Source organism: Flexivirga lutea (assembly GCF_054778955.1).
The window spans coordinates 344344-364199 of record NZ_BAAGZB010000001.1 but is presented as its reverse complement, the minus strand read 5'-3'; the positions used below and the strand labels follow the sequence as shown (position 1 = coordinate 364199).

At 70.4% G+C, this 19856-nt stretch carries 20 protein-coding genes; 10 read left to right on the top strand and 10 right to left on the bottom strand.

Annotation, left to right across the window (positions count from 1 at the left end; translation table 11 throughout):
• Positions 1-36 precede the first annotated feature (36 nt).
• From ACYVBN_RS01820 to ACYVBN_RS01810, 3 genes are read right to left on the bottom strand one after another with little or no spacing between them, the layout of a single operon-like run.
• Complete coding sequence (locus tag ACYVBN_RS01820) at positions 37-969, bottom strand: type II secretion system F family protein (protein ID WP_460599045.1); 933 nt, start codon at positions 967-969, stop codon at positions 37-39.
• The gene (locus tag ACYVBN_RS01815; protein ID WP_460599044.1) at positions 966-1829 is read right to left on the bottom strand and encodes a type II secretion system F family protein; all 864 of its coding nucleotides are present in this window, start codon (positions 1827-1829) and stop codon (positions 966-968) included. The genes ACYVBN_RS01820 and ACYVBN_RS01815 overlap by 4 nt, the downstream gene beginning before the upstream one ends.
• Positions 1826-3049, bottom strand: coding sequence for a CpaF family protein (locus ACYVBN_RS01810; RefSeq protein WP_460599043.1), 1224 nt, complete (start codon positions 3047-3049; stop codon positions 1826-1828). The genes ACYVBN_RS01815 and ACYVBN_RS01810 overlap by 4 nt, the downstream gene beginning before the upstream one ends.
• Positions 3050-3362: 313 nt before the next feature.
• On the opposite strand from ACYVBN_RS01810, the gene ACYVBN_RS01805 reads away from it, so the two are divergent.
• Positions 3363-5201 carry a hypothetical protein gene (locus ACYVBN_RS01805; protein WP_460599042.1) on the top strand — a complete coding sequence of 613 codons (1839 nt, stop codon included), beginning with the start codon at positions 3363-3365 and terminating at the stop codon, positions 5199-5201.
• A gap of 102 nt (positions 5202-5303) precedes the next feature.
• On the top strand, positions 5304-9554 hold the full coding sequence (locus ACYVBN_RS01800; RefSeq protein ID WP_460599041.1) for an FtsK/SpoIIIE domain-containing protein: 4251 nt from the start codon (positions 5304-5306) through the stop codon (positions 9552-9554).
• Positions 9555-9700: 146 nt separating this feature from the next.
• Here the strand turns inward: ACYVBN_RS01800 and ACYVBN_RS01795 are convergent, their stop codons facing one another.
• Positions 9701-10291, bottom strand: coding sequence for a DUF2249 domain-containing protein (locus tag ACYVBN_RS01795; RefSeq protein ID WP_460599040.1), 591 nt, complete (start codon positions 10289-10291; stop codon positions 9701-9703).
• A 57-nt stretch (positions 10292-10348) separates the two neighbouring features.
• Between ACYVBN_RS01795 and ACYVBN_RS01790 the strand changes: the two genes are divergently transcribed.
• Both ACYVBN_RS01790 and ACYVBN_RS01785 read left to right on the top strand, forming a co-directional pair.
• Entirely contained in the window at positions 10349-10690 is a 342-nt protein-coding gene (locus tag ACYVBN_RS01790) for a cupin domain-containing protein (protein ID WP_440282258.1), read from the top strand.
• Positions 10687-11283, top strand: coding sequence for a helix-turn-helix transcriptional regulator (locus ACYVBN_RS01785; protein ID WP_440282257.1), 597 nt, complete (start codon positions 10687-10689; stop codon positions 11281-11283). Before ACYVBN_RS01790 ends, ACYVBN_RS01785 begins: the two co-directional genes overlap by 4 nt.
• Here the strand turns inward: ACYVBN_RS01785 and ACYVBN_RS01780 are convergent.
• Positions 11280-12506 carry a cysteine desulfurase-like protein gene (locus tag ACYVBN_RS01780; protein WP_440282256.1) on the bottom strand — a complete coding sequence of 409 codons (1227 nt, stop codon included), beginning with the start codon at positions 12504-12506 and terminating at the stop codon, positions 11280-11282. The genes ACYVBN_RS01785 and ACYVBN_RS01780 overlap by 4 nt on opposite strands.
• 88 nt (positions 12507-12594) lie before the next feature.
• Complete coding sequence (locus ACYVBN_RS01775; protein ID WP_460599039.1) at positions 12595-13293, bottom strand: DUF4396 domain-containing protein; 699 nt, start codon at positions 13291-13293, stop codon at positions 12595-12597.
• 114 nt (positions 13294-13407) lie between these two features.
• Here ACYVBN_RS01775 and ACYVBN_RS01770 point away from each other — a divergent pair, with 114 nt between their 5' ends.
• Positions 13408-13947 (top strand): MOSC domain-containing protein, encoded by a 540-nt coding sequence (locus ACYVBN_RS01770; RefSeq protein WP_460599038.1) that lies wholly within the window; start codon positions 13408-13410, stop codon positions 13945-13947.
• Between the two features lie 337 nt (positions 13948-14284).
• On the opposite strand, the gene ACYVBN_RS01765 is transcribed toward ACYVBN_RS01770, so the two are convergent.
• The 4 genes from ACYVBN_RS01765 to ACYVBN_RS01750 form a co-directional block, all read right to left on the bottom strand.
• Complete coding sequence (locus ACYVBN_RS01765) at positions 14285-14839, bottom strand: cation transporter (protein ID WP_460599781.1); 555 nt, start codon at positions 14837-14839, stop codon at positions 14285-14287.
• Positions 14840-14850: 11 nt separating this feature from the next.
• Positions 14851-15021, bottom strand: coding sequence for a hypothetical protein (locus tag ACYVBN_RS01760; protein ID WP_460599803.1), 171 nt, complete (start codon positions 15019-15021; stop codon positions 14851-14853).
• On the bottom strand, positions 15021-15356 hold the full coding sequence (locus tag ACYVBN_RS01755) for an ArsR/SmtB family transcription factor (protein ID WP_139624260.1): 336 nt from the start codon (positions 15354-15356) through the stop codon (positions 15021-15023). The genes ACYVBN_RS01760 and ACYVBN_RS01755 overlap by 1 nt, the downstream gene beginning before the upstream one ends.
• 70 nt (positions 15357-15426) lie before the next feature.
• Entirely contained in the window at positions 15427-15816 is a 390-nt protein-coding gene (locus ACYVBN_RS01750) for a heavy metal-responsive transcriptional regulator (protein WP_139624259.1), read from the bottom strand.
• Positions 15817-15919: 103 nt separating this feature from the next.
• Here ACYVBN_RS01750 and merA point away from each other — a divergent pair, with 103 nt between their 5' ends.
• Genes merA through ACYVBN_RS01725 form a run of 5 tightly spaced genes read left to right on the top strand, consistent with a single transcriptional unit; the run spans position 15920 to position 19813 of the window.
• A complete protein-coding gene (gene merA / locus ACYVBN_RS01745) occupies positions 15920-17344 on the top strand; it encodes a mercury(II) reductase (protein ID WP_139624258.1) in 1425 nt (474 codons plus the stop codon).
• Between the two features lie 11 nt (positions 17345-17355).
• Complete coding sequence (merB, locus tag ACYVBN_RS01740; RefSeq protein WP_139624257.1) at positions 17356-18021, top strand: organomercurial lyase MerB; 666 nt, start codon at positions 17356-17358, stop codon at positions 18019-18021.
• 32 nt (positions 18022-18053) lie between these two features.
• Positions 18054-18359, top strand: coding sequence for a MerC domain-containing protein (locus tag ACYVBN_RS01735; RefSeq protein WP_139624256.1), 306 nt, complete (start codon positions 18054-18056; stop codon positions 18357-18359).
• The gene (locus ACYVBN_RS01730) at positions 18356-18880 is read left to right on the top strand and encodes a TlpA family protein disulfide reductase (RefSeq protein ID WP_179662860.1); all 525 of its coding nucleotides are present in this window, start codon (positions 18356-18358) and stop codon (positions 18878-18880) included. The genes ACYVBN_RS01735 and ACYVBN_RS01730 overlap by 4 nt, the downstream gene beginning before the upstream one ends.
• 3 nt (positions 18881-18883) lie before the next feature.
• Positions 18884-19813, top strand: a complete 930-nt coding sequence (locus ACYVBN_RS01725; protein WP_139624254.1) for a cytochrome c biogenesis CcdA family protein — start codon at positions 18884-18886, stop codon at positions 19811-19813.
• Positions 19814-19856 lie beyond the last annotated feature (43 nt).

Here is a 19856-nt window from a genome sequence, read left to right as displayed (position 1 = left end):
GTTTCCTCCTGGGGGTGAATCGTGTTCTGTGACGGGTCAAATGGACATGTTGAGCACGCCGAGGCCGGGGAAAATGGCGAACAGGACGGTGACCGGCAGGACGAGGAAGACGACCGGGACCATCATCATGAGTTCGCGACGGCCACCGAGCTCGATCAGTTGTTGCTTGCTGGAGTCGCGGGCGTCCTGCGCCTGCGCCCGCATCACGTCGGCGAGTGGGGTGCCACGCTCGACAGCGATGACGACTCCGTCGACGAACCGGGCGAGGCTGGGTATGCCGGTGCGATCGGCTAGGCCCTGCAGTGCCTCCGGCAGTGACGAGCCCGAGCGCGCGTCGACCAGACACCGGGCCAGTTCACCGGACAGTTCGCCGGTCGAGAGGTTGGCAACCCGCTCCAGGGCGGCCGCGGCACCCTCACCGGCGGTCACGGCGAGCGCCAGCATCTCGGCGACAGCCGGGAATTCGGCCAGGATCTGCTGCTCGCGGCGCTCGGCGGCCCGGGACAGCATCTGGTCACGCAGGACGACTCCGGCCGCGAACGCGATCAGCAGGACGAGGATCGCCTTCACCGGCGATCCGTCGCCGCCGACGAATGTCAACGAGACGTAGCACCCACCCACGACCATGGCCACGATGCCCCAGAGCGCTTGCTGTGCACGGAAGCCTTCGAGGTCCGACGGCTGTCCGGCACGCTCGAGCCGGGTGCGAACCGAGGTCGCGCCTCCGAGGACCTGGTCGACGAGCTGGCCGACCCGACGCAGCAGCGGTGCCAGAACATGGTTGACATCCAGCCGGTCGGTCGGTGCGGACAGCAGCCGCGACGGCATCGGGGTGTCCCGAACGTAGGGCGCGATCCGGGAGTTGAGGTCGGGCTTGCGATGCATCGGCAGCCCGGCATACAGCAGCACGATGCCGACGCCCGCCACCAGGCCGAGGAGGGCGCCGAACCACGTGTAGGTCGCGATCATCGCAACACCCGCGCTTCGACCGGGAGCCGACCGATGCGGCGCATCACCCGGTACGCCACGAACGTCACTGCAGTGCCGATGACGAGCACGAGCACCCCGCCCGGCTCGCGGTATGCCGCCAGCGAGTTCCCGCGAGTCGCCAGCATCGCCAGCACGATCCACGGTGCAGCGACGGCGAGCCGTGCCGCGTTGACAGTCCATGACTGCCGCGCTTCGAGCTCGGCGCGGGTGCGCGCATCGTCGCGCAGGAACGCGGACAACGTGCGCAGCAGCTTCCCGAGGTCCGTGCCGCCCACTTCCCGAGCGATGCGCAACGACTCGACCAGACGATCCGCGACCGGGTCACTCAAGCGTGCCTTCAACGCGTCCAGGCACTCGTGGAAGCGCCCGGTGGCGCGGTAGTCGTGCGCGAACTCGGCGAACGCCGGACGCAACTCCTCCGGGCCACGAATCGCCAGCTGGGACAAGGATTCCGGCAGGGCGAGACCGGCCCGCACCGCCGACGCGATGTGATCGACGACGTCCGGCCACAGGTCACGCAGTTGGCTGCGCCGGCGTCGGGCCTTGCCACGGACGAAGGCGATCGGACCGTATGCCGCGATGGCCCCGAACGCGACTGCGATCGCCGGGACGGCGGTTGCGGCCATCACGATCAGCAGCACGACGACACCGAGGCAGCCGGACATCCATGACAGTCGCGCCAGGGTGAGGCCGCTCAGCCCGGACTGCACCACCTCGTCGTTCAGTTGCTCCCGCAGGGTGGCTCGTGACCGCACCTTCGGTGTGGCCTCGCGGGGCCAGAACGACCACCAGATGCACAGCAGCCCGGCGCCGAACATCAGCGGAAGGATGGTGTTCATCGCTCCGCCAGCAGCTCGGCGACCTTGTAGCCGGCGCGCTCGAATTGCTCCTCGTGCGTGGGGAATCCACTCCCTCGCACCAGTCGTCCGTCGCGCTGCACGAAGATGTCGGCGAGTTCGACGACATCGCCCTCGACCCGTCCCGGCACAGCGACGATCTCTCGGACTCGGCGGGTCCCGTCGCGGTCCAGCGCGATCTGGACGACCAGGTCGATGGATGCGGCCACGGTCGGCACCACGAAGGTCGAGCTGACGTTGGGGCCCGCCAGCAGCGGCAGCGTGCACATCTTGACGATGGCTTCGCGGGCCGAGTTCGCGTGCAGCGTCGCCATACCGGGCAGTCCTGAGTTGAGCGCGATGAGCAGGTCCAGGCTCTCCTCCTGGCGCACCTCGCCGACCACGATCCGTGACGGGCGCATGCGCAGGGCCTCCTTGACCAACCGACGCAACGGGATCTCCCCCGTGCCCTCGAGGCTCGGTTGGCGGCACTGCAACGCCGCCCAGTCGCGCAGGCTGAGCTGCAGCTCGAAGACCTCCTCGCACGACACCACCCGTTCCATCGACGGAATGGCACTGGCCAAGCAGTTCAACGTGGTGGTCTTACCCGCCTGGGTTCCCCCACTGACAAGGATGTTGAGACCTGAGGCGACGGCCGCGCCGAGGAAGCGCGCCGCCGGGGCGGTGATGGTGCCGAGGCGCACCAGATCGTCCAATTGACGGGCGCGCGCCACGAATTTGCGGATGTTGATCAGCCAGTGGCTGCGCGTGATGTCGGGGATCGCGACGTGCAACCGGCTGCCGTCCGGCAGCGTTGCGTCGACGAAGGGAGAGGACAGGTCGATGCGGCGCCCGCTGGGCTTGAGCATGCGCTCGACCAACGTGCGCACCTGCTCGGACGTCAGGATCGTCGGGGTGAGTTCGGCGACGCCGTGACGGGCGACGAAGACACGCTCGGGTTCGTTGATCCAGATCTCCTCGATCGTCGGATCATCGAGGTAGGGCTGCAACGGACCGAATCCAAGCACGGCGTCCAGGACACGCTGGGTCGCCTTCTCGCGGTCGCCCAACGGGACGAGGCCACCGTGCAGGCTGCGCTCCTCGTAATCCTGCACGGCGTCGCGGACCAGTCCGTGCAGGACTTGCTGGTCGTGCGCCGGATCGAGTCGTTGCCGCCGGATCAGCTCACGGATCTCGTCCTCGATGACGTCTGCGCCGTCCATCGGACACCTTCCCCTGAAACTTGCGTCCACGTCCGCAGTGAACGTGGTCATACAACACATGAACCGGGCGGTGGTGGCGTCATCCACCGAATCCTTTAACAACGCCATACCTTGACGACCGGTCGTCGGACACAGGGATGGCACTGCGCACCAGCGGCCCCACCGATCACTCCCTTCGAGCATGCCCTGATCGGCACCGCCGTGGCGGTTATCCACAGGCAGGGATGTGTCATCGACCGCACTCGATCGCCACGTCCTCGACCGTCGACGGCCTACGGTGAAGGACTTCGCACACCCCACGGAAGGGCTCGCCATGTCCCGTCGTTCCCGTCTCACCGCCAGTCTGCTCGCCGTCAGCTGCGGCGGTCTTGCGCTCAGCGCTGCGCCCACCGCACACGCGGCCGACCCGGGCGCGGGCCTCGTGCTGTCGCCGATCGGCGGCGGTTACGAGTCGCCGGCTCTGCGCGGCTTCGCACTCGAAGTCGCCGCCCACGCCACCGGCGCCACCGTCGACATCCTGGTCGTGCCCTCGGCATACGGCGATGCACCCGAGGACCGCGACTCAAACCTGGAACTGGCCGGCCAGCGGGCCCAGCAGATCGACAGCGAGTGCGACGCGGCCGTCGCCGCCTCGTCATACGCGGCGCGTTTTCCGGCCGGCTGCCGCGCCACCCTGCTGACGCTGCTGGACCGTTCTGACGCCTCGAATCCCAGCAATTCCAACGCCTTCCGTGACGCGGACACCGACGGCAGTTTCGTGCTCGGCGGTGACCAGGTCCTGGCGATGCAGGTGCTGGCCAACACACCCGCCGAGAGCTCGATGGAGTATGCCGCCCGCCACGGGGTGGTCTTCGGCGGCACCAGCGCGGGCAACGCCGTCGAGTCGCGCAGCATGGGCGCCGGGTATGCCGACAGCGGCTATCCGGAGAACGCCATGGAACGCGGCCAGGCCCTCATCTACTGGGGTGACAACCTGTCCAGTGACGAGCGCGGCCTGTCCTTCGGCTCGCAACGCATCATCCTGGACCAGCACTTCTACCAGCGCGGCCGCTTCGGCCGGCTGCTCGCCTACACCGCGGAGTCCGTCGGGCGGTATGGCGGCGCGGGCAAGCTCGGTCTCGGCGTCGACTACGCCACCGGGGTGGCGATCACCGACGACGCGACGGTGTCCCGGCCGTTCGGCGCCTCGTCCTCGGCCTTCGTCGACCTGAAGCATGCCTCGGCGCCGGCGTGGGTCGGACCGCGGCAGACGCTGACCGTGCGCCACGTCCTCACCCACCTGATGGCGCCCGGCACCGGTATGACCTACGACGTCGCCTCCCGCACGCCGTCCATCGGCCGGACTGCGGTCGCGGCACCACGCCCGGCCGCTCTGCCGGCCCTGTCCGCGAAGCGGACCCTGCTGCTCGGCGGCGGACAGAACGACACGGCGTCCTCGGACGCGTTGCGGTCATTGGTCTCCGCCGCCACCAGGAAGGGTCCGATCGTCGTGATCGCGGCGGGCTACGCCGACACCGCGGCGGCGCGCGCCGCCGCGGCCAAGTATTCGACGGCCATGCGCGGCGCCGGATGGTCCGGTCCGGTGCGGACGGCGGTCCAGGGCGCCGACCGCGTCAACCCCGGCACCGTTGCGGGAGCGGCCGGTGTGGTGTTCGTCGGCGGCGATCAGTCGCTCGTGCCGAATGCCTTGCGCGACAAGCAGTTCGCCCAGGCGGTCAAGGTCGCCACGACCACCACGGCGGTGCTGACCGACGGCGCCATGACACCGGCGATGGGCACCAGTTACCTGGCGAACCCGGATCCGGAGCTCTTCGACGAGAATGCCGCGATCGCGCAGTTCCGCACCGACTACCCGGTCGTCGCGAGGGGCCTGGGAATCGTCCCCGGCTACCGCTTCGAGCCGGAACTGACCGAGGGTTACCGCTGGGGCCGGCTCTACACCGGTGCCAAGGCGGCACCGGCCACCGTCGGTGTGGGCATCAGCGAGCGCACCGCGTTGCGTGTCGGCAGCGCCGCGCCGTTGGTCGTCGGGGAACGCAGCGTGGTCGTCGCCGACGGACGACAAGCCCGCTGGCTGCCGGGATCGAACGGAGCGCTCGGCGCGGTGAACGTCTGGCTGAGCACCTTCGGGCCGACCTCGCAGGTCTCCTGAGCCGCCAGACCACAACGGGCCGGCACTGCTGCTCCGCGACTTGTCCACAGGCCACGGCCTTCCAAGCGGCAGAGGGATCGTTCATCGGCCCACAATCGGCCCATGGCCGCATCGCCTCCCGAACCCTCGCGTACGTCGACACGCTCCCTGCGCCTGCACCTCGTGGGCTGCGCACCCGACCCAGCCGCGGAGCCGGTCTCCGTCTGCCTGCGCGCTCCCGGGGACAGCACGTGGTCGGACGCTCGCGAGGCCATCCGGGCCTGCGGAATCGAGGTCCCCGAACGGTTGTATGCCGGCAACCTCGCCGTCGCCGACGACACACCCCTGGGCCGGCATCCGCTGCTCAACGGGGTCCAGCTCTGTCCCCGGCCGACCGCGGCGGCAGCACGGCATCTGCTGGACCTGGTGGTCACCGAAGGTCCCCAGGTCGGCGCGCGGACCGCCCTCGGCATACAGGTGCAGCGCATCGGCCGCGCCGCCGACAACACCCTGATGCTGCACGACCCCGATCTCTCGCGCACCCACCTGGTGGTGGGGCTGGATCAGGGTCGGGCCATGGTCTCCGACGCGCGGTCGACCAACGGAAGCACCATCGACGACCGGCTGCTGACGCCGGAGCACCCCCTCGAGTTGCGGGCCGGCCAGCGGTTGCGGGCCGGGTCCACGACGTTCGCCCTCGAGCGCGCGCTGCCGGCCGAGGGCGCGCTCGACACCGACGAGTCATGCCGGGTTCCCTTCCAACGCGCACCACGAAATCCGTTGCGATTCCCTGAAGTCGAGTTGGAACGACCCGCCGCGCCCGGCCGGCCCGAGCGGCACCGACTGCCGTGGCCGGTGATCGTGCTGCCGGCGCTGCTCGCGGTCGTGATGGTCGCAGTGATGCACAACGCGATGTTCCTGATGTTCGCGCTGCTGGGACCGGTCATGATGATCGGCCAGCACATCTCCGAACGGCAGGGCGGCTCCAGCAGACTCAAGACCCAGCAGGCGGAGTATGCCGAGAAGAGCCGCCGTCTCGAGTCGGACAAGGAGGCAGCGCTCGAGGCCGAACTGACCCTCCGACGCAGGATCGCACCGCCGATCAGCGACACCCTGCGCTCCGCGACGGCACGCGACGCCCGACTCTGGTGTCGATCGCCCTCGCATGCCGACTATCTGCACTGCCGGATCGGCATCGGCCGCCTACCGAGCAAGGTGCGAGTCACCGGCGACGGGGACGGGACCGAGACGCTGTGGCTCGCCGACGCGCCGATCACGCTGTCACTCCATGGGTCACGCATCGTCGGAGTCACCGGCACGGCCACCGCCCGGCGCCGAATGGCCGAGGCGATGGTCCTGCAGCTGGCGACCTGGCACTCGGCGCACTTCCTGCGCGTCACTGTCGTCTGCGACACCGCAGCACAGCGCGCCCGGTGGCAGTGGGTGACGTCGCTGCCGCACGTGACGGCCTCGCCGCACGCGGACAGTGCCCTCAGCGACCTGGAGAACGACGAAAACGGCTGTGTCCGCATGCTTTCCGAAGTGCTCCCCGCGCAGGACGACACCCGGATCGGTCCGGCGAGGACCGACCCGCCCGTGTCGCACGTCATCGTTCTGGACGACTGTGCAGCACTGTGCAACCGGCCGGAGGTCACTGCGCTGCTGCACGACGCCGACCGCGCGGGCGTGGCGATCATCGCGATCGGGGACCCCACCGACCTGCCTGCGGAATGCGATGTGTGTGTCGAGGTCAGCAGCGACACGAGGGTCACCGTGTCCGGCGCGGTCGATGCCCGCGGATGCCCGGACCTACCGCACCCCTCACTGACCCGGGCGGTGGCCGACCGGCTGGCCGGCATCTGCGACGCCACCCCTGACGCGACGACCGGGTCGTTGCCCGAACGCGCCGCGCTGCTCGATGTATGGCGCACCGGCGGCACCGATGCCTCGGATGCTGTGAGCATCGTGCGGCGCTGGCGTGAGTCACCGCGGTCGACCGTCGCACCACTCGGACTCACCGCGGACGGAGTGCTCCGCATCGACCTGGCGACCGACGGCCCGCACGGGCTCATCGCCGGCACCACCGGCGCGGGCAAGTCCGAGTTGCTGCAGAGCCTGGTCACCTCGCTCGCGCTCGCGAACCGGCCGGACGAACTGGTCTTCGTGCTGGTGGACTACAAGGGCGGCGCCGCCTTCCAGGAGTGCGCCCGGCTGCCGCACACCGTCGGCCTGGTGACCGACCTGGATGCGCATCTGACCGCCCGCGCGCTGACGTCGCTGGGCGCCGAGGTACGGCGCCGCGAGCGGCTACTCCGTGCTGCCGGAGCCAAGGACATCGAGGATTACCAACGCATTCCGGACGCTGCGCCACTGCCGCGGCTGGTCCTGGTCATCGACGAGTTCCGGGTGCTGGCCGAAGAGCTGCCGGACTTCATCAGCGGCCTGGTGCGCCTTGCGGCGGTCGGCCGCTCCCTCGGCATACATCTGCTGTTGGCGACGCAGCGGCCGGCCGGCGTGGTGTCGGCCGACATACGGGCCAACGTCAACCTGCGGATCGCGTTGAGGGTGCGCGACACCGCCGACTCCCAGGACGTCATCGACGGCGGCGATGCGGCACAGATCCCCGCAGCGCTCCCCGGCCGGGCGAGTGTGCGCACCGGCGGCGGCCGACCCGTCACCTTCCAGACCGCGCGCATCGGCGGTTGCAGCCTCGACGCCGGCGACCGGATCGAGGTCTCCCGCCCGCAGGCCCACGGCGGCCCGCCGGTCGCCCTCACCCCGCCGATGGAGTTCGCCGGTCCCACCGATCTGCAGCGGGTGGTCGGCGCGCTCACCGACGCGAGCGCCGAGTTGGGGGTGGCCACGCCTCAGTCACCCTGGTTGCCCCCGTTGGCCGCGACGGTGGTCGTCGACGAGTTGACCGCGCCAGCGCGGGCCGTGGGCGGCGCGCCGGCGGGCGCGGAGGGCATCCCCTTCGGCCTGCTGGACGTTCCGCAGGACCAGACGACGCGGCCGATCGCCTGGGACCTGGCGACGGACGGCCACCTGGCCGTCGTCGGCGGTCCGCGCAGCGGGCGGACCTGTCTGCTGCGCACTCTCGCCGTCGAGGCCGCCCGCAAGTGGCCACGCGACGGCGTGGCGATCTACCTGATCGATGCCGGGTCGGGCCTCGGTGTGCTGCGCGCGCTGCCACAGGTCGGTGCCGTCATCGACCGCGACGATGCCGGTCGCATGCACCAGCTCGTGCAATGGCTGACTGATGAAATACGTTCCCGCCAGCAGGAATTCGCGGAGCAACAGGTCAACGACTTCGCCGAGCACCTGGCGGTCGGCGGCCGCTTGCCACGGATCCTGCTGCTCATCGACGGGTGGGAGACGCTGACCGAGATCAGTGAGGAGACCAGCCTCGGCAGGCTCACCGACGAGGTGCTGCAGCTGCTGCGGGACGGCTCCGCCGTCGGGTTGTATGCCGCCGCCACCGGCGGCCGCGCCCTGGCGACCGGCCGGGTGGCCAGCAGCTTCCCACGCAAGCTGATGCTCCGGCCCGCGGACGCCGGCGACGCGATGCTGCTCGGGATGCGGGAGACCGACCTCCCCGAGTCGATGCCACCGGGCCGGGCGGTGATCTGTCCCGACGGTCTCGAGCTGCAGGTCGCCACGCCGACGACTGATCAGACGGGTTCCGTTGTCGCCGCATACATCTCACGGCTCAGCGCGCAGATGACCGCACCACACGTGCATCGCTTCGCGCCGATCCCGCAGCAGTGTGCCCGCGCCGAACTCCCCCGCGTGCCGGACCGCGTCCTGCTCGGCATCGGCGGCCGCGACATCGCCCCGATCGGGGTGCCACTGGGCGGACACCGGGAGCTCGCCGCCCTCGTCGCCGGCCCACCCCGCAGCGGACGCAGCACCGCGCTCGGCACCGTCGCGCACCAGTTGACCGAGCGTGCGGTCTGCTGGATCGCCGGCCACGGGGCAGCACCGCCGTTGCCGGCACACGTGGACCAGCTCGACGCCACGGCACCCGAGGACTTCGCCGCGTGGCTCAACACCCACCCGGGTGGGGCGGTGCTGGTCGACGACATCGACGAACTGATCGGCTCCCCCGTCGACGATCTGCTGACCGACTACCTGCAGCACGGTCGCCGGGCCGGCGGGATCGTCTGGGCCAGCGGACGATCCGACACGTTGGCCAACGCCTTCCGCGGCGCGGTGGCGGAGCTGCGCCGCCGGCAGACCGGCCTCATCCTGCAACCCGGTCGTCGCGACGGCGAACTCCTCGGTGCCCAGCTCGGCCCGGCCGGCCGGGCCGCTCCCGGGCGTGGTGCGCTCGTCATCCGCAGTCGGGCGGTGCCGATCCAGGTGGCGGCCTGAACCGGCCGACTGACGGCCCATGTCTGCGCCGACTGACGGCCCATGTCTGCGCCGACTGACGGCCCATGTCTGCGCCGACTGACGGCCCATGTCTGCGCCGACTGACGGCCCATGTCTGCGCCGACTGACACGGAGGTGCGTGCCCGTCACAGGCCGAGCTTCAACTCCTGACGGCGCTGCTGCACCAGCAGCACCCGCAGCCCTTCGTCACCCGCGGTGAAGCCGCGGGTCGCTCCAGCCGGGATGTACACGAGTTCGCCTGCGGTCAGGCCCAACTGGCCGACCTCGGTCACCAGCACGCCGGCGCCGGACAGCACCGTCACGAGCACGTCACAACCCGGCCCCCGGTGCGGCTCCAGCGCGACGCCGGCATCCACCTCCAGCACGCTGGCGTCCAGGTCGCGGTCTCGCGCGCTGAGGCGCCATACGGCACCGTCGGCTCCGGGTGTGCCGCCCAGTTCGTCCGCGCGGCCGAGCGCCCGCGGCGTCGGCGTGCTGGATCGGCGGGTGATCCGGATCCGCCAGTCGCGCATCTCCTGGTTGAGGTACTCCCAGTCGTAGCCGCCCGGCCACTCCGCCTCGAACTCGTCGTGCAGGTGCTTCGGGTCGTGGTCGTTGACCAGCACGAAGGCCTCGCCCACCGCCAGGTCGCGGAACGTGGCGAAGATCGTCGGGTGCTTGTCGGGCTTGCGCATGCCCCGCACGTCGAGGGTCTGGGTGGTCGTCTGGTCGGACATGGCATCACTTCCGGATCGGGGATTTCTTCACATGAAGAACTTGTGTAAATTCTAGGCATGACCGATTCCGCGATCGCCCTCGACACCGTCGCCGACAAACTCCTCGCCCGCGCGGCCGACGCGCACAGCGGGCGCGCGACCCAGGCCTTCCACGCCGCCGGGGACGGGGTGCTGACCACGGTCGCGCTCGCCCTGCTGACCGGTCGGCAGCTGTCGGAGCACGCCAACCCCGGCGAGGCGTTCCTGCACGTGCTCTCCGGACGCTTGCGGCTCAGCTCCGGCGATCACGCGTGGGAGCTGGGGCCCGGCGAGATCGTCGCGGTGCCCCAGCGGCGGCACTCCGTGCTGGCCCTGCAGGACTCCGTCGCGCTGCTCACGATCGCGCACGTCTCGTCGTGACCACCCGCGCCCGGATCCTCGCCGTGCTGCGCGACAGCACCGAGCCACTGACCGTCACCGAGGTCGCAGGACGCGCCGGGGTGCACGCCAATACCGTGCGTTTTCACCTGGATTCGCTGCTCGAAGCCGGACGCGTCGAGCAGGTCCGGTCGGCGCCCGCCGGCCGCGGGCGGCCGGCGCTCCGCTTCCGTGCCGTCGCCCGGATGGACCGGGGCGGACCGCGCGGCTATCAGGCGCTGGCCGCGACACTGCTGGCCGACCTCACCAGCCGGCCCGATCCCGCCGAGCAGGCCCGGCGCGCCGGGCGGTCGTGGGGTCGCCACCTCGCCGAGCAGTCCCACGACATCTCGGCCGGCCCGGCCACCACGCTGATCACCGCCCTGGCCGACCTCGACTTCGCACCGGAACAGACCGCGCCGGGCGAGATCTCCCTGCGGCACTGCCCCTTCCTGGAGCTCACCACGCCGCAGGGCGGGCCCGTCTGCGCCATACACCTGGGGCTGATGCAAGGCCTGCTGGCCGACTCCGCTGCCGACGTCGCACGACTCGATCCCTTCGTGACGCCCGACCGGTGCGTGGCCACGCTGCGTTAGAGCTGATCGCCGCGCAGGCACGCCCCCAGCGAGGTGAGGAACCGGTCGACGTCGTCCACGCTGCTGTATGGCGCCAGGCCGGCCCGCAGCCCGCTGTCGATGCCCAGCCGACGGGCGGTTTCGTAGGCGTAGAAGGTGCCGGCGGGTGCATCGATGCCGTCGGTGGCCAGATAATCGGCGACCTGGTCGGCAGGGCGGCCGGCGAAGGTCATGAACAGCGTCGGGGTCCGGCGCTTCGCACGGGAATGCACTGTCACCTCGGGGAACTGGGCCAGTCCTGCTTCGAGCCGTTCGCGCAGCGCCTCCTCGTGGGCGTGCAGCGCCTCCAGTGAGCTGCGCAGCCGCTCCCGGCGGCTGCCGCTGCCGGGCACCAGGCCAGCCAGGAAGTCGACCGCCGCCGTGGTGCCGGCCAGCAATTCGTAGGGCAGCGTGCCGATTTCGAAGCGTTCCGGCACCGTGTCGGTCGACGGCCGCAGCTTGTCCGGCCGCATGTGGTCGAGCAGTTCCGCCCGGCCGGTGAGCACGCCGCAGTGCGGCCCCAGGAATTTGTATGGCGAACAGACGTAGAAGTCCGCGCCGAGCACCGGCACGTCGACGACGTCGTGCGCGGTGTGGTGCACGCCGTCGACATACAGCAACGCACCCGCGTCATGTGCCGCAGCAGCCACCGCAGCGATGTCCGGCTGGGTGCCCAGCAGATTCGAGGCCGCGGTCAGCGCGACGAGCCGGGTGCGTTCCGACAGCTGACCGGTGATCGAAGCCATGTCCAACTCGCCGGTCGCCGGGTCGAAGTCGGCCCACCGCACTTGCACGTCGGCTCGCTCGGCGGCCAGCAGCCAGGGGCCGACGTTGGCGTCGTGGTCCAGGCGGCTGAGGATGATCTCGTCGCCGGGCTGCCAGGTGCGTGCCAGCGCGCGTGACGCCATGAACGTCAGCTCGGTGGCGCTGCGGCCGAAGACGACCGAGCCGGGGTCGACGCCGAGCAGGTCGCCGATCGCGGTGCGGGCGCCGAGCACGATGGCGTCGGCGTTGCGCTCCGCCGGTGTGCGCCGGCCACGGTTGGACAACGGCGCGGTGAGGGCGTCATACATCGCCCGCGCGACGGGTGCGGGGGTCTGGGTGCCGCCCGGTGCGTCGAAGTGCGCGCGTCCGCTGCGCAACGACGGGAACTGCTCCCGCACGGCCGTCACGTCATACCGCTCGGAGGTTGTCGGTCGATCCATCACGGAGAGCCCTTTCGCACGTCGGATGCAGCACCGCGTTCAGCATCCCAGGGGTCGTCCCGGCCGGCCGCGGCAGGGCGGCCGGACCTCAGAGCGCGTGGCTCGGTGCGCCGAGCGCCCCGGCGATGTCGGCAGGCCGCGCGGACTGTGCCACGGACGAATGCTGCTGCCAGCCGGCCTCGTCGGCGATCGACACGGTCAGCCCACCGAGGATGAAGGCGACCAGGACCGCGACCAGCGCGCCGGTCGGCAGGTTGGGCAGCAGTCGACGCCAGCCGGTCGCGGATGCCGTCATCCCGTGGAACTCGTGGGTGAGTGCGTGGCCCTTGCCCCTGCTGAGCAGCCACTGGTTGACCGGCACCGCGGCCAGGAACGCGGCAGTCAGCGAGATCATCATGCCGACCCAGAAGACGACGTTCACCAGTCCGGCGTTCATCGCACCGGGCAGCAGCACCATCACCACGTTGTCCACCACTTCCATCGTGGCGATCGACACCGTGTCCGCCGCGAGCACGACACCGAGTGCGGCCAGCGGAGCGACTCCCACCCGGACCAGCGGCAGACTCGACAGCGAGAAGCCGAAGACGAAAGCGAGCCCGATCGAGATCGCGACCGACCATCCGTTGCTCAGACCGGCACCGGTGGAGATCATCATGCCGACGATCTCGCCGATCGCGCAGCCGGTGAGGCAGTGCAACGTCGCCGCCACCGCCATCGACCAACTCGCGTCCATGTGGCGCTCGTGGCCGGCGGCCATGTCGTGATGCTGTGCGTGCTGATCGCTCATCGATCTCTCCCGGCGCTTCGACTGCGTGACGACGCGTCCAACGTATACCCCCTGCGGGTATATTCCCGGCGCGGTCCGGCGACGGACGACGCGCCCGTAGGACAGGATGGGCGGGTGACAGCACGCGTCGACTCCGTCCATGTCAGCTCCAGCCACTCGTTCAGCAAGACGCCGGTGCCCGCCATCCGGCTCATCGAGGGCATCGGCGTGGCAGGTGACGCGCACGCCGGCGTCACGGTCCAGCACCGCAGCCGGGTGGCCGCCGACCCGAGCCAGCCCAACCTGCGCCAGGTGCATCTGATCCACGCCGAACTCTTCGACCTGTTGAGCGCGGCGGGCCACCGGGTAGGGCCGGGCGAGCTCGGCGAGAACATCACCACGACCGACATCGACCTGCTGTCGCTGCCGGTCGGCACCCGCTTGCGCATCGGTCCGGCGGAACTGACGGTGACCGGCCTGCGCAATCCCTGCCGGCAGATCAACACCTTCCAGCGCGGCCTGCTCCAACAGGTCCTGCGCAAGGACGCCAACGGAGCGGTGCAGCGGTTGGCCGGGGTGATGGCGGTCGTCAGCCGGGGAGGCGCCGTGCGTCCGGGCGATCGGATCGAGCAGCAGCCGCCGCCGCTGCCCCACTTCCCGCTCACCCGCGTCTAGACCGGCCGCGGGCACCCGCGGCCGGTGCGCCGCCCCTGGGGTATGACGCGCGCGGGTATGACGCCCGCGGGTATGACGAAAGCGCCCCGGATCGCTGTGACCCGAGGCGCTTTCCGCGACGCTTCGCGTAGTAGCGGGGGCAGGATTTGAACCTGCGACCTCTGGGCGCCGTCGGAGGCGTCGCAACTACTGTGGTCTCAAGCCGGAAGCTACCGATTCGCTCGGTGTGGTGAGGGATTCGCCCTCGCTTCCTGTCTCAGGATACCCGTCTAACACGGAGTGGTACCGGCCCAATGTGGACCGTTTTCGGACACAGCTCGAATCCCTGCTCCTTGACTCAGCAGCAGTCGCAGCCTGTCTCGCAGCCATCGTGGTCGTGGTCGAAGAAGACCTCGGCCGGGGAGCAGCACAGGTCGCCGCGCCTAGCGTTGATGCCCTCGCGGACCGCAAGAGCGGCGATGAACAGTGCCGCGGTCGAGTCGGCCCACCACCAGCCCAGGACGCTGTTCGCCACGAGCCCCAGCAGCAGTGCGGCAGACATGTACGTGCACAGCAGGGTCTGCTTGGAGTCCGCGACCGCGGAGTGGGAGCCGAGTTCGTTGCCGGTGCGGCGCTGGATCAACGAAGCGACCGGCATGACCAGCAGGCTCAGCGCGGCGATCCCGATGCCGAGCGACGAGTGTTCGGCGGCGTGTCCCGTGATCAGGCTGCTGCCGGCGTCGTAGGTCACGAACGCCGCGAGCCCGAAGAACGAGAACGCGATGACCCGGAGCGCGACCTTCTCGCGGGCCTCGTGGTCGCCGCCTGCGAACTGCCACGCGACAGCGAGCGCCGAGGAGACCTCGATGACCGAGTCGAGGCCGAATCCAAGGAGTGCGGCCGACCCGGCGATCGAGCCGGCGGTCAGAGCGACGACGGCTTCGATGACTTGTAGGCGATGGTGAAGGCGACCAGGAACCGGACGCGGCTGATCAACAGCGCCTTGTGCTCGGGGCTCGGCGCCGGACCGTGCAGGCCAGCGGGCGCGACCGAAGCCGTCGTGTCGATGGAGTGAACGGGCAGCTCGGTGCTCATCAACAGCACCCTTGCTCATCGGCGTCAGCGCATGCGTCCGGGTCGGTGACGAGGATGACCTGGTGCAGGTCGGCCAGGGCATGCCCGAGACGCGCGTCGGCAAGCTCGTAGCGGGTGCGCCGCCCCTCAGGGACCGCCACGACCAGCCCGCAGCCGCGCAGGCACGCGAGGTGGTTCGACATCGACTGCCGGGTCACCCCCAAGGCGTCCGCCAGGTCGGCCGGGTAGGACGGAGCCTCGCTCAGCGCCATGAGGATCCGGGACCGGGTGGCGTCGGACAGGGCGTGCCCGAACCGGGCGAGCGCGTCGAGTGAAGCGGCGGTGGTGGCACTCATGAAGGCGAGAATACATCAGACGCTGTATTCAGAGTTACGTGAACTCTCGCCGTGGCTTTGTGCGATTCGGCTACAGGTAGCGGCAGACCTGGTCGGGGCTGCAGGTCTCCGGTTCGACCGTGGCTGCCTGGTCGCGGAGCTGAGTGATGGTCTCTCGGAGCGCGACGAGCTGCGCGATCTGCTCGTCGAGGTCTGCCAGTCGAGAGTCGAGCAGGTCCTGCACGTGTCCGCAGGGCGCCTGTCCGTCGTCACGTATGTCGAGGATCTGGCGGACCTGGGCAAGGGTGAGCCCGGCAGCCTGGCCGCGGTGGATGAAGTCGATGCGCCCGACGGCGTCGGGGGTGTAGTCGCGGTAGCCAGCCGGGGTGCGCTCGGCGGCTGGCAGCAGCCCCTGCTCCTCGTAGAACCTCAGCGTCTTGGCAGTGGTTCCCGATGCCTCGGCGAGCTCCCCGATCCGCATCCCGACTCCCTTGTGTCGCAGGTCTCACTTGACCTTCCACCTTACTGGAAGGTCCATTCTGAGCACATCAGGAGCGTTTCCCAACCGTCGGGGAGGAATCGGGATGCAGTCGAAGTTTGATCTGGCAGTGATCGGGTCGGGTGGCGGGGCATTCGCCGCCGCCATCCGGGCCACGACGATCGGCAAGTCCGTTGTGATGATCGAGCGCGGCACGTTCGGCGGCACCTGTGTGAACACGGGCTGCGTGCCGTCCAAGGCGCTGATCGCGGCGGCCGAGGCCCGGCACGTCGCGGCCGACGCTGGCGACCGGTTCCCGGGCATCGCGACCGACGCGGGCGCGGTGGACATGCCCGCCCTGATCGCAGGGAAGGAGGACCTCGTCGAGGCGCTGCGGGGTGAGAAGTACGTCGACGTCGCGGACTCCTACGGGTGGAAGGTCCGACGTGGTGAGGCCATCTTCGCCGGCACTCCGGAGTCCCCCCTCCTGGAGGTCACCGGCACCGACGGAACGGTCGAGGTGATCGAGGCCGCGCACTACCTTGTTGCGACCGGCGCGCGCGCCTGGGCTCCGCCCATCGATGGTCTCGACGACGTCGGGTATCTGACGTCGACGACCGCAATGGAGCTGGCCGAGGTCCCCGAGTCACTGCTGGTGCTCGGTGGCGGCTACGTGGCGCTGGAGCAGGCGCAGCTCTTCGCCCGTCTCGGAGCGAAGGTCACCCTGCTGGTGCGCTCGCGGCTGGCGTCGAAGGAGGAGCCGGAGGTCTCCCAGGCGCTGCAGGAGGTGTTCGCCGATGAGGGCATCCGGGTGGTTCGCCGCGCCACGCCTGTCCACGTGGCTCGCGACGCGGGGACCGGGCAGGTCGTCGTCCGCGCCGAGATCTCCGGGGGCGAGCAGGAGTTCCGCGCGGACGAGATCCTGGTCGCTCTGGGCCGCCGCCCGGTCACCGACCGGCTCAACCTCGACGCGGTGGAGGTCAAGACCGGCGAGTCCGGGGAGATCGTGGTCACCGACCAGATGCAGTCTTCCAACCCGCGGATCTGGGCCGCCGGTGACGTCACCGGGCACCCGGAGTTCGTCTATGTCGCCGCTCACCACGGCACGATGGTCGCCGAGAACGCCTTCGCCGCCGCGGACCGGTCGGTCGACTACACCAGGCTCCCCCGGGTGACCTTCACCAGCCCCGCGATCGGTGCGGTCGGGCTGACCGAGGAGGACGTCGTCGCCGCCGGGATCCGCTGCGACTGCCGGGTTCTGCCGCTGACCTATGTGACCCGCGCGTTGGTCAATCGCGACACCCGCGGCTTCATCAAGATGGTCGCCAATGCCGACACCGGCGAGATCCTCGGCCTGACCGCGGTCGCGAAGGACGCCGGCGAGCTCGCAGCCGCCGGTGTGCACATCCTCGGCAAGACCATCGCCGAGGTCGCCGACGCCTGGGCGCCCTACCTGACCATGGCCGAAGGCATCCGGATCGTCGCCAAGTCCTTCACCGCCGACGTCTCGAAACTGTCCTGCTGCGCCTGAAAGGAATCACCGTGCCGAATCTCATCACCGACCTGACCAACCGGCTCGCCGACCCCGGGGAGTCGGGCCTGGACGCCGGCCTGCTGGTCCCGCTGCTGCGACTGCTCGTCGATGGCGACCCCGTCAGCATCGAGGAGCTCGCCGCTGCTGCGGGCCGCACGGTCGACGACGTACGTCGTGGTCTGGCCGCTGTGCCGGACACCGAGTACGACGCCCAGGGTCGGATCCTCGGCCAGGGTCTGACCCTGCGCCCGACCAATCACCGGTTCACCGTGGCCGGCGAGGAGCTCTACACCTGGTGCGCTCTGGACACCCTGATCTTCCCCGCGCTGGTGGAGCGGGCGGCACACGTCGAGTCGGTTTCACCGGCCAGCGGCGCAACGATCCGCGTCACCATCGACCCTGCGACCGGCGTCACCAGCGTCGAACCAGCCACCGCAGTGGTGTCCCTGGTGAATCCCGAGCGGATGACGTCGATCCGCCCTTCCTTCTGCAACCAGGTGCACTTCTTCACCTCGCCCGAGGACGCCGCCGGCTGGCTCGTCGGGAACCCCGGGGCCGAGGTCGTCCCGGTCGCCGAGGCCCACCGGATCGGCGCCGACCTCACCGCCGCCCTCCTCGCGGGCACCCAGCCGACCACCGACGACACCTCGACCGACCGCACCCACTGCTGCTGACCCAGCCTCAACGACAGGACCGAAGGACACCGATGACCTCCAACCATGACGGCCAACCCGGCGGCGTCGGCCTGCTGCTGACCGCAGCAGGTGCCGCCGTGCTCATGGTCGCCTGCTGCGCCCTCCTCCCGCTTCTGGTCACCGGCGGCGCCATTGCTGGGATCGGCGCGTTCCTGCGCAATCCCTGGGTCATCGGGGCCGGGATCGGCGTCGTGGTCCTCGCCGTCGTCGGGAGCGCGAGGCGGCACCGTCGCACGGACAGCCCTGACTGCTGTCCGCCCACCCCGCCCACTCGTACCGACCAGACCACTGACACGAGGGACGAACAGACCCGATGACGCGCACCCGAACCGGACTGAAGGCCGTCTCGATCGCCGCGGCCCTCGCCGCCGGATCGCTGGCGCTGACCGGATGCGGGACCACTGCCCCCGCGAGCCCAGTGGCCGACGGTGGTCCGGTGACGGTGACCAGCATCGACGGCCACCAGATCAGCCTGCCCGCAACCGGGGAACCCACAGCCGTGTTCTTCTTCTCGGTCGGTTGCGGCGAATGCGTCAACGGCGTCCGGTCCCTCGGCAGGGCGGCGACCGCCGCCGAGGAAGCGGGCGACAACGCAAGCTTCCTCGCCATCGACATGGACCCCGGCGAGTCCAAGGAGACCATCGGAGGCTTTATGGACTCCGTCGACGCGGAGCACGTCCCGGCGGCCATCGACACCGGCGCGGCCCTGTCTCTGCGCTTCCAGGTCGCCGCGCTCTCCACCCTGATCGTGGTCGACGCCGAGGGCAAGGTGACCTTCCGGGCCACCGACCCCAGCGCCGAGACCATCACCGCTGAGCTGGTGAAGGCGGGAGCCTGAGCCATGGGCGGGTTGCTCACGCTCGCCTTCGCCGCCGGCATGGTCGCCCCGGTCAACCCGTGCGGCTTCGCGCTACTGCCGGCCTGGATCAGCCACACCATCGGCGACGGCGACACCTCCCCGGCACCCGTGCGGCTGCTCCATGCGCTGCGGGCCGGCGCCGCGCTGACCCTCGGGTTCGCCGGCACGCTGGCCGCCGCCGGGCTGGTGGTCAGCGCCGGCGCCCGCGGCCTGATCGAGGCCGCACCGGCGCTCGGCCTCGCCGTCGGCGTACTGCTGGTGCTGCTCGGTGGGGCGATGCTGGCCGGTCGCTCGTTCTCCCTTCGGCTGCCCCGGATCCCCGGCCGGGCAACCGCGGGGCTTGCCCCGACCGCTCAGATGGTGGTCTTCGGCGTCGGCTACGCGATCGCCTCGCTCGCGTGCACCTTCGGGGTGCTGCTCGCGGTCATCGCGCAGGCCCAGGCCACCGCCAGCTACGCCGGCCTGCTCGTGGTGTTCGGGGTCTACGCGGCCGGGTCGGCCACCGTCCTGCTGCTGCTGGCCCTGGCCACCGCAGCCGCGGGCACCGCGCTCACCCACCGGGTGGCCACGCTGGCTCGCTACGGCCCCAAGGTCACCGCGGTGGTCCTCGTGCTCACCGGCGCTTACCTCGCCTGGTACTGGTATCCGGCCGCCACCGGTGACGCGACGTCGGCGGGTCGAGCCGGCGCACTCGCCGGACTGTCCGCGACCATCTCGCAGTGGATCCAGGGTCGGACGACCCTCATCAGTGTCCTCGCCGTGACGGCGGTGCTGGGAGCAGCCACACTTGCCCTCGTCGAACGTCGACGCCGAGGACGCATGGCTCCGGTGCCCGGCGCCTGCTGCCCGCCGGACACCGCCCCGGGACCCGGCGGCGGGACGCTGGGACGGGATGTCGGCAAGTCCGTGTGAGCGGGTTGCCCAACTGGGTCGGGTGGCCTGAGCGGTCGCGGGC